This is a genomic window from Microbacterium sp. PI-SA-G (genome assembly GCF_057215335.1).
Map to the genome: position 1 here is coordinate 130,453 of NZ_CM170103.1, position 13,089 is coordinate 143,541.

11 protein-coding genes are annotated in these 13,089 nt (G+C 68.4%); all 11 read left to right on the plus strand.

The features are described from left to right. The first annotated feature begins 22 nt into the window (after nt 1–22). The 11 genes from AC2D10_RS00725 (at nt 23) to AC2D10_RS00775 (ending at nt 13,086) form a co-directional block, all read left to right on the plus strand. Nucleotides 23–1,789 carry a peptidoglycan D,D-transpeptidase FtsI family protein gene (locus AC2D10_RS00725; protein WP_484709873.1) on the plus strand — a complete coding sequence of 589 codons (1,767 nt, stop codon included), beginning with the start codon at nt 23–25 and terminating at the stop codon, nt 1,787–1,789. 27 nt (nt 1,790–1,816) lie between these two features. Further along, entirely contained in the window at nt 1,817–3,229 is a 1,413-nt protein-coding gene (locus tag AC2D10_RS00730; RefSeq protein WP_484709874.1) for a UDP-N-acetylmuramoyl-tripeptide--D-alanyl-D-alanine ligase, read from the plus strand. Next, nucleotides 3,226–4,338 carry a phospho-N-acetylmuramoyl-pentapeptide-transferase gene (mraY, locus tag AC2D10_RS00735; protein ID WP_484709875.1) on the plus strand — a complete coding sequence of 371 codons (1,113 nt, stop codon included), beginning with the start codon at nt 3,226–3,228 and terminating at the stop codon, nt 4,336–4,338. Before AC2D10_RS00730 ends, mraY begins: the two co-directional genes overlap by 4 nt. Then, complete coding sequence (murD, locus tag AC2D10_RS00740; protein ID WP_484709876.1) at nt 4,328–5,863, plus strand: UDP-N-acetylmuramoyl-L-alanine--D-glutamate ligase; 1,536 nt, start codon at nt 4,328–4,330, stop codon at nt 5,861–5,863. Before mraY ends, murD begins: the two co-directional genes overlap by 11 nt. Then, nucleotides 5,832–7,073 (plus strand): putative lipid II flippase FtsW, encoded by a 1,242-nt coding sequence (gene ftsW, locus AC2D10_RS00745; protein WP_484709877.1) that lies wholly within the window; start codon nt 5,832–5,834, stop codon nt 7,071–7,073. The genes murD and ftsW overlap by 32 nt, the downstream gene beginning before the upstream one ends. Beyond that, on the plus strand, nt 7,070–8,149 hold the full coding sequence (locus tag AC2D10_RS00750) for a UDP-N-acetylglucosamine--N-acetylmuramyl-(pentapeptide) pyrophosphoryl-undecaprenol N-acetylglucosamine transferase (protein WP_484709878.1): 1,080 nt from the start codon (nt 7,070–7,072) through the stop codon (nt 8,147–8,149). Before ftsW ends, AC2D10_RS00750 begins: the two co-directional genes overlap by 4 nt. A 12-nt stretch (nt 8,150–8,161) precedes the next feature. After that, complete coding sequence (gene murC, locus AC2D10_RS00755) at nt 8,162–9,562, plus strand: UDP-N-acetylmuramate--L-alanine ligase (protein WP_484709879.1); 1,401 nt, start codon at nt 8,162–8,164, stop codon at nt 9,560–9,562. A gap of 3 nt (nt 9,563–9,565) precedes the next feature. Further along, nucleotides 9,566–10,528, plus strand: a complete 963-nt coding sequence (locus AC2D10_RS00760; RefSeq protein WP_484709880.1) for a cell division protein FtsQ/DivIB — start codon at nt 9,566–9,568, stop codon at nt 10,526–10,528. Between the two features lie 204 nt (nt 10,529–10,732). Continuing rightward, a complete protein-coding gene (gene ftsZ, locus AC2D10_RS00765) occupies nt 10,733–11,875 on the plus strand; it encodes a cell division protein FtsZ (RefSeq protein ID WP_484709881.1) in 1,143 nt (380 codons plus the stop codon). Beyond that, entirely contained in the window at nt 11,872–12,576 is a 705-nt protein-coding gene (locus AC2D10_RS00770) for a YggS family pyridoxal phosphate-dependent enzyme (protein ID WP_484709882.1), read from the plus strand. The genes ftsZ and AC2D10_RS00770 overlap by 4 nt, the downstream gene beginning before the upstream one ends. A 42-nt stretch (nt 12,577–12,618) precedes the next feature. Next, complete coding sequence (locus AC2D10_RS00775) at nt 12,619–13,086, plus strand: cell division protein SepF (RefSeq protein ID WP_484709883.1); 468 nt, start codon at nt 12,619–12,621, stop codon at nt 13,084–13,086. Nucleotides 13,087–13,089 lie beyond the last annotated feature (3 nt).

The following is a 13,089-nucleotide window of genomic DNA, read 5'->3' on the forward strand; positions in this document are numbered from 1 at the left end:
CTCGACCTGACGGAGAGATCCCATGACGACACGAGCCACCCGCGGGCCGCGGCGCCGCACCGTCGTCGCACTCGCCGTCATCCTCGCGGTGCTGGCGGCGTTCGTCGTGCGCCTCGTCGACATCCAGGTGGTGAGCGCGAACGAGCATGTCTCCGATTCGCTCGTGCATATCGGCAAGGGGAACACGATCACCGGTCAACGCGGATCGGTCGTCGACGCGAACGGTGTGGTCCTGGCATCCAGTGTGCTCGTGTACGACGCGGAGCTCAGCCCGCTCGTCATCCGCACGCTCGAGGAGAAGGGGCCGAAGGTCCCGTGGGTCGAGGCGGCCGACAAGATCGCCGCCGTCACGGGCCAGACCGGCGACGAGGTGCGCGCGCTGGTCGCCGACGCCCTCGCCCGCGATGAGAACAGCCAATACGCACAGCTGGCGAAGTCCCTCACCACGGAGCAGTTCATCGAACTGCGCGACCTCGGGCTCGCGTACCTGCACATGAAGCCGCGGGAGGTCCGCGTCTATCCGAACGGTGCCGTCGCGGGCAACATCGTCGGGTTCCTCGACGGCAGCGGCGCGGCACAGGCGGGCATCGAGAAGATGGAGCAGTCCTGCCTCGCACCCACAAGCGGTGAGAAGACGTATCGCACCGGCAAGGACGGCGTCGTGATCCCCGGCAGCGAGCGGGTCGTCGACGCGGTCGACGGCGGCAGTGTGCAGCTGACGATCAACAGCGACCTGCAGTGGTACCTGCAGCAGATGATCACCGAAGAGGCGCAGGCGCAGGGGGCCAAGGGCGGCACCGTCACGGTCGTCGAGGTGAAGACGGGGAAGATCAGGGCCGCCGCGGAATGGCCGGCCCTCGACCCCAACGATCTCGGCACGATCACCTCGGACGGCTTCGGCAGCGAGATCTTCCACCGTGACTTCGAGCCCGGCTCGACGTTCAAGGCGATCACCGCCGCCGCCGCGATGGAGGGTGCGGGCCTGACTCCATCGAGCACGGTCACCGCCTCATCGCGCGAGACGTTCCCCAACGGCGCTGTCATCAACGACGCCTTCTCGCACCCCGCGTACAACTACACACTCGCCGGCGGACTGATCGACTCCTCGAATGTCGCCCTGTCGAAGTTCGGCACGATGGTCGCTCCCGAGGTGCGCTACGACTACCTGCAGCGCTTCGGCGTGGGCCAGGACACCATCGGCTTCCCCACCGAAGTGGCCGGCACGCTCCACCCGGTCAGCGAGTGGGACAACCAGTCGCTGTACACCACGACGTTCGGTCAGTACTTCACGGTCACGGCGGCGCAGGTCGCCGGCGCCTACCAGGCGATCGCGAACGGCGGCGAGAAGATCGATCTGTCGCTGATCGAGTCGTGCACGGAGCAGGACGGCACGGTCGTCGCCGCGGACGAGCCCGAGCACACCCAGGTGGTGGCAGAGCAGACCGCCGCGGACATCACGCGCATGCTCGAGAACGTCGCGGTGCAGGGCGGCAACGCCGAGCGCATCCAGGTGCCGGGCTACCGCGTCACCAGCAAGACGGGTACCGCTCAGGTCCCCGACGGCAACGGCGGATACAAGGCGGGCGTGTACTTCACCAGCATGGTGGGCTTCGCGCCGGTCGACGATCCGCAGTACGTCGTCGTGGTCACTCTCGACGAGCCGACTAAGGTTGTATCGTCCGCCGCGACCGCATCCGCCTTCCAGAAGGCCGTGACGCAGGTGATGAAGACCTATCGCGTGATGCCGTCCTCTGTGCCGATGGACGAGTTGCTTCCCAAGTTCGGATAGTCGGCGAAAGCCGCGCCTGGAGATGTCATGATCGCCCTGTCGCTTGCTGAGATCGCCGCAGTCATCGGCGGTGACCTGCGTCTCGCCGGATCGGATTCCGCCGAGACCGTGGTCGACGGCATCGTCGACACCGATTCCCGCGCGATGAGAGCGGGGTCGATCTTCGTGGCCAAGCCCGGGGCCGAGACCGACGGACACCGTTTCGTCGGCGCTGCGGTCGAGGCCGGAGCGGTGCTGGCGATCGTCGAGCGACCGGTCGACGATGAGGTCACGCAGATCGTCGTGCCTGATGTGATCGACGCCCTGGCAGATCTTGCCCGAGAGGTCGTCGCCCGGGTGCGCGCGCGGGGCGATCTGCGCATCGTCGGGATCACCGGCTCCAACGGCAAGACCACCACCAAGAACTTCCTCGCCCGCATCCTCCAGGATGACGGCGAGACGATCGCCCCGATCAACTCCTACAACAACGAGGTCGGCGCTCCGGTCACGATGCTGCGCGTCACCGAGGACACGAGGTTCCTCGTCAGCGAGTTCGGCGCCGCCGCGCCCGGAAGCATCGCACGCCTCGCCGGTCTCGTCGAGCCGGACGTCTCGGTGGTGCTCATGGTCGGCATGGCACACGCCGGCGGCTTCGGTGGCATCGAGGAGACTGCGAAGGCCAAGGCGGAGCTCGTGAGCGCCGCGCGCCCATCGGGGACCGCAGTGCTGAACATGGACGACGGACGCGTCGCCGCGATGCGGGAGCTGGCGGAGTCCCGCGGCATGAGCGTCGTCGGTTTCGGCCAGGGGCCCGCCGCGCAGGTCCGGGCGCTCGACATCGAGGTGACCGCCGCCGGCACCCGCTGCGTCATCGAGGCCGACGGTCAGCGTGTTCCACTGCACCTGCAGGTCCTCGGATCGCACCACATCACCAACGCCCTCGCGGCGATCGCCGCCGCCGGAGTCCTCGGGGTGCCGCTGACCGACGCGGTGTCCCGTCTCGAGACGGTGGAGATCGCCGAGCGCTGGCGCATGCAGCCGATGGGCAACGACCGCGTGCGCATCATCAACGACGCGTACAACGCCAGCCCTGACTCGATGGCGGCCGCGCTGCGCACGCTCGCCCAGATCACCGGTCCCGAAGAGCGCACCGTCGCGGTCCTCGGAGCGATGAGCGAGCTGGGCGAGAGCGCAGGCGAGGAGCACGACCGCATCGGTCTGCTCGCCGTGCGTCTGAACATCCAGCGGATCGTGGTCGTCGGACCCGAAGCCCGGAGGCTGTATCTGTCGGCAGTGGGTGAGGGCTCCTGGAACAGCGAGGCCGTGCACCTGCCGAACCAGGATGCCGCGTTCGAGTACCTCCGCACGGAGCTGCGCGACGGAGATCGCGTGCTCGTGAAGTCATCCAATTCCGTGGGCCTTCGGCATCTCGGCGATCGTCTGGGAGAATTGTTCACGTGAGGTCACTCATCATGGCGGCGGCGATCTCGCTCGCCTTCACCCTGTTCCTTACTCCCGTCTTCCTCCGGCTCTTCCGGAAGTGGGGTTGGGGGCAGGTCATCCGCACCCCCGAGGCGGTCGAGAACCCCAACCACGAGGCCAAGCGGGGCACCCCCACGATGGGTGGCGTGATCTTCATCGCCGGCACCATCGTCGGCTACTTCACCGGTGTCTATGTGGGCGGCGGGGTTCCCGCGCTGTCCGCGATCCTCGTGATCTGGCTGATGGTCGGCTTCGGCGCGGTCGGGTTCATCGACGACTACATGAAGGTGCGCAGTCAGCGCAGCCTCGGCCTCTCGGGCTGGCGCAAGATCATCGGGCAGCTGATCGTGATCATCCCCTTCGGCGTCGTCGCGCTCAACTTCCCCAACAAGTTCGGCCAGACCCCGGCGAGCGAGTCGATCTCGCTCTTCCGCGACATCAGCTGGCTCAACCTCTTCACCTTCGGCGTGATCATCGGCTGGGTGCTGTACCTGGCCTGGATCGCGATCATCGGCGTCGCGACCTCGAACAGCGTGAACCTCACCGACGGACTGGACGGTCTCGCCGCCGGCGCTGGAGTGATGGTGGTGAGCGCCTACAGCGTGATCGCGTTCTGGCAGTTCAAGCAGCCCTGCGTCGGGGAGGGCGTCGACATGGGCGCTCTCGGCGGATGCTACGAGGTGCGCGACCCGTTCAACCTGGCAATCATCGCGGCGTCGTTCGCGGCAGGCCTCATCGGCTTCCTCTGGTGGAACGCCCCCAAGGCGAAGGTGTTCATGGGTGACGTCGGATCCATGGCGATCGGCGGTGTGATCACCGCGATGGCGATCCTCACCCGCACCGAGCTGCTCCTGCTCGTGATCGCCGGCGTGTTCGTGCTGTCGTCCGGTTCGGTGATCCTGCAGCGCGCCTACTTCAAGATCACACGCGGCAAGCGCCTGTTCCTGATGAGCCCGTTCCACCACCATCTCGAGATGCGGGGCTGGGCGGAGGTGACCATCGTCGTGCGGCTGTGGATCATCGCGGGGCTTCTGGCAGTCTCGGCCATCGGTCTGTTCTACGTCGAATGGCTGACCCGTGTCAGCTGAGCGGCTGCGTACCCTGACGAGCTGGCACGCCGACTGGAGCGGCCTGCGCGTCGCGGTGCTCGGGCTGTCGATGACCGGGTTCTCGGTGGCCGACACGCTCACCGAGCTCGGCGCCGAAGTGCTGGTGCTCAGCGAGTCCGCCGACGAGGAGTACTCGCGGCTGGTCCCGGTCATCGGAGCACAACTCGAGCTCGGATCTCTGGACAGCGTTCCGCAGACCCTTGTCGACTTCGGCCCCGAGGTGGTGATCGCGTCACCCGGGTTCTCGCCGTCGCATCCCGTCATCCGCTGGGTCCAGGACGCCGGCGTCGCCCTCTGGGGAGACATCGAGCTGGCGTGGCGAGTGCGCGACAAGGTCACCCGCACCGACGGTTCGCCCGCCGACTGGGTGCTGATCACCGGCACCAACGGCAAGACCACCACCACGCAGCTCACCGCCGCGCTGCTGGTCGAGGGCGGCGTGCGCGCGGCGCCCTGCGGCAACATCGGGATCCCGGTGCTCGACGCCGTCCGCGACCCGGCAGGCTTCGACGTGCTCGTGGTCGAGCTCTCCAGTCATCAGCTCTGGTACCTGGGGCAGTCGAGCGCAGAGGGTGAGATCTTCCCGCACGCCGCGGTGTGCCTGAATCTCGCCGATGACCACCTGGTGTGGCACGGCAGCGCCGAGGCGTATCGCGATGCGAAAGCACTCGTCTACCGCAACACGCGCGTCGCCTGTGTCTACAACAAGGCCGATGAGGCGACCCGTCGCATGGTGGAGGACGCCGAGGTGGTCGAGGGGGCACGCGCCATCGGCTTCGACCTCGGCATCCCCGGACCCAGCGACCTCGGCATCGTCGAGGGGCTGGTGGTCGATCGAGCATTCCTCGATGACCGTTCGACAAGCGCCCTCGAGCTCACCACTGTGGCCGACCTCGACCGGGTCGGGCTCGCGGCTCCTCACATCGTGCAGAACATCCTGGCCGCCAGCGCTCTCGCACGGTCCGTGGGCGTGGCACCCGAGGCGATCCACACGGCCCTGCAGTCCTTCCGGCTCGACGCGCACCGCATCCAGGTGATCGCCCGCCACGCAGGCATCACGTGGATCGACGACTCGAAGGCCACCAACCCGCACGCCGCGGCATCCTCGCTGCGCGCCTACCCGGGAGCGGTGTGGGTCGTGGGCGGCGACCTCAAGGGCGTCGACCTCTCGGATCTCGTCGCCGGCGCCGGAACCACCGCGCGCGCCGCCGTCGTGATCGGCGTCGAGCGCGACGAGGTCCTCGCGGCATTCCGGCGACACGCGCCCGGGGTGCCGGTGTTCGAGGTGGATGCTGGCGACACTGGACATGTCATGAATCGCGTCGTGGAGATCGCGGTCGAGATCGTCGATGGTGAGGGAACAGTTCTGCTGGCTCCCGCCGCGGCATCCTTCGACCAGTTCACCAGCTATGCGGATCGCGGCCGTCGCTTCGCCGAAGCGGTGCAGCAGTGGATCGACCAGGGGAGCGCTCATGACGCAGGTGGCCCGCCCCCCGCGGTCTGAGTCCGGCGGCCTCGCGGCTCGCGTGTCGCTCGGGCGACGGTTCACGCCGGTGTCGTCCGAGTTCCTGATGATCGCGTCCACCGCGCTGCTGCTCACGCTCTTCGGCCTGGTGATGGTGCTGTCGGCCACGAGCGCCACGGCGGTCGCCAACGGTGACAGCCCGATGGGTGGAGCGCTCCGCCAGGGCATCTTCGCCCTCCTCGGGGTGCCGTTGATGTTCCTCATCAGCCGCCTGCCGATCAAGTTCCTCAAGCGCATTGCATGGCCCGCGCTGTTCGGAGCGGTCGCGCTGCAGCTGCTGGTGTTCACGCCGCTCGGTATCGAGGACGGCGGAAACCGCAACTGGATCGAGATCGCGGGCTTCAGTCTGCAGCCGTCCGAGTTCCTCAAGCTGGCGCTGGCGCTGTGGATCGGGTACGTGCTGCTGCGCAAGCAGGCGATGCTGGGCACCTGGCATCACGTTTTCATCCCGGTCATCCCCGTCGGCGCTCTCGCGATCGGCACGGTGCTCGGCGGCAAGGACCTCGGCACGGCGATGGTGCTGGTGCTCATCCTGCTCGGTTGCCTGTTCTTCTCGGGCGTCAAGCTGCGCCTGTTCATCATCCCCGTCGTGCTCGGCATCGCCGCCGTGCTGGCCTATGCGCTGTCCAGCGCCGACCGGATGCGGCGCATCACAGCGACCTGCGATGACATGAGCCTGTACTACACCGACTGCTACCAGTCGATCCACGGAATCTGGGGCATGGCCAGCGGCGGCGTCTTCGGCCTGGGACTCGGCAACTCTCAGGAGAAGTACGGCTGGCTGCCTGCCGCTGGCAACGACTTCATCTTCGCGATCGTCGGCGAGGAGCTCGGCCTCATCGGCTGCATCGTCCTGCTCGCGCTGTTCACGTTCTTCACGGTCGGCGCCTTCCACGTGATCCGCAAGACCGACGACCCCTTCATCCGCGTCGCGGCCGGCGGCATCACCGTCTGGGTCGTCGGCCAGGCCGTGCTGAACGTGGGCGTCGTGATCGGTCTGTTCCCCGTGATGGGCGTCCCGCTGCCGTTCATGTCGCAGGGAGGCACCGCGCTCCTGGCCGTGCTGATGGCGTGCGGCGTGCTTCTCGCGTTCGCACGCACCCTTCCGGTGACGGAGCCCACGGCGCGTCCGCGCGGAGCATCCGCTCGCAGGGCTTCCTCGGCAGGTCGGGGTAGGGTCACTCGGTGACCTCGTACCTTCTTGCCGGCGGAGGAACCGCCGGTCATGTGAATCCCCTGCTCGCCGTGGCCGACGCTCTGCGAGAGCGCGAGCCCCAGGCCACCGTGCTCGTCGTGGGCACCGCGGAGGGGCTCGAGTCCCGTCTCGTCCCGGAGCGTGGCTACGAACTGCTCGTCGTCGACAAGGTCCCGTTCCCTCGCCGACCGAACCGCCAGGCCCTGGCGTTTCCCGGACGATTCCGTCGCGCGATCGCCCAGGCGCGGGCGCACATCCGTCAGCACAGGATCGACGTGGTGGTCGGTTTCGGCGGATACGCCTCGGCCCCGGCCTATGTGGCAGCGCGCCGCGAAAGCGTTCCCTTCGTCGTCCACGAAGCCAATGCGCGGCCGGGACTCGCGAACGTGCTCGGCGCCCGCTGGGCCGCCGCCGTCGGAGTCGCCTTCGCGGGGACGCCGATCCGGGGCGGCGAGGTCGTCGGCATGCCGCTGCGACGCGAGGTGATCGCCCTCGACCGCGCCGCCACTCGCGCGGAGGCCGCGGCCGCTTTCGGGCTCGACGTCGCCCGGCCCGTGCTCCTCGTCTTCGGCGGTTCACTGGGCGCGCAGCGACTCAACGACGCGTTCGCGGACTCGTGGCGCGACGTCCTCGACGCCGGATGGCAGCTGCTGCACGTCACGGGGGAGCGCAGTGAGCTGGTCGACCCTGGTGCACCCGGGTACGTCATGCGCCGATATGTCGATCGGATGGACCTCGCGTTCGCCCTCGCCGACCTGATCGTCTCGCGGTCCGGATCGGCCACGGTGAGCGAGGTCAGCGCGCTCGGCATCCCGGCGCTCTACGTCCCCTATTCGGTGGGCAACGGTGAGCAGCGTCTCAACGCCGCCTCGGCTGTCGCCGCCGGCGCGGCGCAGCTTCTCGACGACGCGACCTTCGGCGGCGACGCGGTTCGTGAGATCGTGATCCCCCTTCTGCACGACCGTGCTCGCATCGAGCGGATGGCCGCGGCCGCCGAGACGGTCGGCACCCGCACCGGCACCGAGAACGTGATCTCTCTGATCGATCGTGCCCTCGGCACCCCGAACTAGACTGGCCAGGACATGATCAGACCCGACCTCTCCCTCCCGATTCCCGAGACGATCACCGCCGCACACTTCATCGGCATCGGCGGATCCGGCATGAGCGGACTCGCCCGGATGTTCCTCGACGCCGGCATCCGCGTGTCGGGATCCGACCGCGCCGACAGCGACAATCTGCGCTCTCTGGCCGCCGCCGGTGCCACCGTTCACGTCGGCCACGACGCCGCGCATCTGGGTGACGCCGACACCGTCGTGCACACCGGCGCGATCTGGCCCGAGAACCCCGAGTTCGTCACGGCCAAGAAGCGGGGACTGCACGTCATCCACCGTTCGCAGGCCCTGCACTGGCTGATCGGCTCGCGTCGACTCGTCTCCGTTGCGGGTGCGCACGGCAAGACCACCTCGACGGGAATGATCGTCACGGCGATGCGCGAGCTCGGCGCTGACCCGCACTTCGTCAACGGCGGCGTGATCGAGCAGCTGGGCACGTCGAGCGCCACCGGCTCGGGAGAGCTCTTCGTCATCGAGGCCGACGAGTCCGACGGCACCTTCCTCCTGTACGACACCGCGGTGGCGCTGATCACCAACGTCGACCCCGACCATCTCGATCACTTCGGTTCCGAGGAGGCGTTCCACGACGCTTTCGTGCGCTTCGCCGACGCTGCGACCGAGGCCGTCGTCATCTCGAGCGACGATCCCGGCGCGCTCCGGGTCCGCACGGGCATCACACACCCGAATGTCATCTCGTTCGGCCAGGCAGCCGACGCCGATGTACGCGTCAGCGACGTGGTGGCAGAGGGCCCGGTCGCCGCGACCATCACTCATGGCGACGACAGTGCGCGTATGCAACTGGCCGTGCCCGGCGTCCACAACGCGATCAACGCGGCGGGCACCGTCACCGTCCTCCTGGCGCTCGGGTTCCCGCTGGCGGATGCCGTCCGCGCGGTCGAGGGCTTCGCGGGCACGGTCCGCCGCCTCGAGCAGCACGGCGTCGAGCGCGGGGTCACCGTCTACGACGACTACTCGCACCACCCGACCGAGGTGCGCGCGGCTCTCGAGGCGATGCGCACGCTCTCGGGCTCGGGCCGCATCATCGCGATCCAGCAGCCGCACACGTACTCACGTACCCAGCACATGTACCAGGAGTTCGCCGACGTGCTCGAGGAGCTCGCCGATCACACCGTGATGCTCGACGTGTACGGGGCTCGCGAAGATCCGGTGCCCGGAGTGACGGGTGAGCTGGTCAGCGGTGCGTTCCACGACCCCGCCCACGTGCACTTCGTGCCGGATTGGCAGCAGGCTGCCGACTACACCGCCTCGGTCGCGCGCGACGGCGATTTCGTCATCACTCTCGGCTGCGGCAACGTGTACCAGATCATCCCGCAGGTGCTGGAGTCGCTGCGCAGACCTGTCGAGGCGTGAGCCGTGCGCCGGCCTCCTCCGCTTCCCACCCGGGAGAGCCCCGGAGAGGATGAATCCGCGTCCCGTCTGCGTGCGACCGCGCGGCGCGGCGACAAGACGGACTCCTCCGAGACCTCGGATGCGAACGCGCCCGGCGTGACACCTGTCCCGATCACCGGGCGGTCCTTCACCGACAGTGCGGTCTCCACTGACGGCCCGGAGGAGGTCGTGCCCACCTCGACGCGAGACGTCTGGCGTGCGGCGAGGGCGCGACGCAGGGCCCTGCGGGGAGAGATCCGTCGTTTCACCCAGCGTTCCCGTCGCCGGCGGATCATCGGGTGGAGCGTCGTCGGAGCCATCGTGCTGCTGATCGGCGGCAGCGCCGCGGCCGCGTACAGCCCGCTGTTCGCCGTCGAGAAGATCACGGTGGTCGGCGCATCGGCACTCGACCCGGCAGCGATCGAGGCGGCGCTCGGCGAGCAGATCGGCACGCCGTTGGCTTTGGTGGACTCGAGCGAGGTCAAGGCCGCGCTGCTGGGCTTCCCGCTGATCGAGACCTATGCGCTGGAGGCCCGACCGCCGCACGACCTGACCGTGCGCATCGTCGAGCGGACTCCGGTGGGGGTCATCCGCTCCGATGCCGGCTACACCCTGGTCGATGCGGCGGGAGTCGCTCTCTCGACGACGACCGATCAGCCGGCCGGTCAGCCGCTTCTCGACATCGCCGGGGGGACGGAATCCTCCGCGTTCGAGAGCGCCGGTCTGGTGGTGCGATCGCTGCCGGCCGACATCCGCGGGCAGCTGACCGGGTTGAGCGCGACGACGGCCGACGATGTCACCCTCACGCTGAGCACCGGGCTGACGGTGGTCTGGGGGAGTGCAGAGGAGTCGCCCACCAAGGCGCTCGTCCTCGCTCGTGCCCTCGGCGCCAATCCCGCCGCGTCGACGGTCGATGTGTCGTCGGCGGAGACCGCTGTCGTCGGCTGAGCGCGCCGGAACTGCTCCGCCGGACCTGTTTCTGCAGGAATGGGGCGACACGCCCGCGACGTTGCGCGTGCGTGACCGCGTGGCGCATACCTTCGATCAAGAGAACGCAATACCGGGAAACACTTTACACCTCTAGTTGAGGTTTAAGGTTCATCCTCACCTTCTCGACATCGAAGACAAGGCTCGACTAATCGGAGGCCGGCCATGAGCCAGAACCAGAACTACCTCGCCGTGATCAAGGTCGTCGGCGTCGGCGGTGGCGGCGTCAACGCCGTGAACCGCATGATCGATCTCGGGCTCCGCGGAGTCGAGTTCATTGCCGTGAACACCGACGCGCAGGCGCTGCTGATGAGCGACGCCGACGTCAAGCTCGACGTGGGTCGCGAACTGACCCGAGGCCTCGGAGCCGGAGCCGACCCCGAGGTGGGTCGCCGCGCCGCCGAGGACCACGCCGAGGAGATCGAGCAGGCCCTGACCGGAGCCGACATGGTCTTCGTCACCGCGGGAGAGGGTGGCGGTACCGGCACCGGTGGCGCTCCCGTCGTCGCCCGCATCGCCAAGTCGATCGGCGCACTCACCATCGGTGTCGTCACGAAGCCTTTCTCCTTCGAAGGGCGTCGCCGCCAGAGCCAGGCCGAGGAGGGCGTCGCCAAGCTCAAGGAAGAGGTCGACACCCTCATCGTCGTTCCCAACGACCGTCTCCTCGAGATCAGCGACCGCGGCATCTCGATGATCGAGGCGTTCGCGACGGCAGACCAGGTGCTCCTCGCCGGTGTGCAGGGCATCACCGACCTGATCACGACCCCGGGTCTGATCAACCTCGACTTCGCCGATGTGAAGTCGGTCATGCAGGGAGCCGGTTCGGCGCTCATGGGCATCGGCTCCGCGCGCGGTGCCGACCGCGCGATCAAGGCCGCCGAACTGGCCGTCGAGTCGCCGCTGCTCGAGGCGAGCATCGAGGGTGCACATGGCGTGCTGCTGTCCATCCAGGGCGGGTCGAACCTCGGCATCTTCGAGATCCACGACGCCGCTGACCTCGTCAAGGAAGCGGCACACCCCGAAGCCAACATCATCTTCGGAACGGTCATCGACGACACGCTCGGCGACGAGGTGCGCGTGACGGTCATCGCCGCCGGCTTCGACGGTGGAGAGCCCTCCCTGCGCCTCGACCCGATGGTCGTGTCGCGTCCGGCTGCGGCAGCCGCGCTGCCCGAGGTGCCGGTCGCGACCGAGCCCGCATCCAAGCCGGCCGCCGCGCCGGAGCCGGTCCAGCAGCGTGTCCCCGCGACGAGCATCGAGCCGGCGTTCGCCGATGACGACATCGACATCCCCGAATTCCTGAAGTGACCTCGGAGGAGCCGCATGGCTCGTCGGGTCTGTCAGCACGGCTGTCGGCGATCGACGAGCGGATCGCCGACGCAGCGCGCGCCGCGGGCCGCGATCCGGGTGAGATCACCCGGATCGTCGTGACCAAGTTTCATCCGGCCTCGCTGGTGCGCGAGCTTCATGCGCTCGGCGTGAGCGAGGTCGGTGAGAACCGTCAGCAGGAGCTCACCGCCAAGCAGACGGAACTCGCCGAGATCGACCTGCGCTGGCACTTCATCGGCCAGGCGCAGACGAACAAGGCCGGGGCGATCCGACGCAGCGCCGACGCCGTTCACTCGGTGGACCGCGGTCGCCTGGCCGACGCGCTCCATCGTGCGGCAGAAGACGACAGTCGTCTCGACGTCTTGGTGCAGGTCAACCTCACGGACGACCCCGGACGAGGGGGAGTGGCGCCCGCTGACGCGACGACCCTGGCCGAGCACGTGCTCACGCTGCCGACGCTGCGGCTCCGCGGCGTGATGGCGGTCGCCCCCCTCGACGAGGAGCCCGCCTCCGCCTTCGCGCGTCTGCGCGACGTGGCGGACGGCATCCGCTCCGTCGCTCCGGAGGCCGACTGGATCTCGGCGGGCATGACCGGCGACTTCGTCGAGGCGATATCCGCCGGCGCGACACACCTGCGGATCGGCTCCGCAATCACCGGACCCCGGCCCGACCGGGGTTAACCTCTAAACAGACCACCCGACACGTTCGAACCGGAGGACACGATGGGTAACCCGCTGAAGAAGACCATGGTGTACCTCGGCCTCGCCGATGAGGAAGAGACCTATGCAGAGGAGCAGCAGGCGCCTGCCCGCGCTCACCGCGAGCGCGAGCGTGAAGAGCCCGCCCCGGCCCCCGTCACCCCGCTTCGTCGGCCCGTCGCCGTGCGCCAGCCTGCGGCCGGCGCTGTGAACGAGATCCTGACGGTCCACCCCAAGCAGTACCGCGACGCCCAGCTGATCGCTGAGAGCTTCCGGGAGGGTGTGCCGGTCATCATCAACCTGTCGCAGATGAGCGACGCGGACGCCCGTCGTCTGATCGACTTCGCCAGCGGACTCTCCCTCGGCCTGTACGGCCGCATCGAGCGCGTGACCTCCAAGGTCTTCCTGCTCTCGCCGGAGAACATCGCGGTCTCGGGTCACGGCGGAATCGCCCACGCTGACGCCGAGTCCGCGGGCTTCGACCAGTCCTAGCTC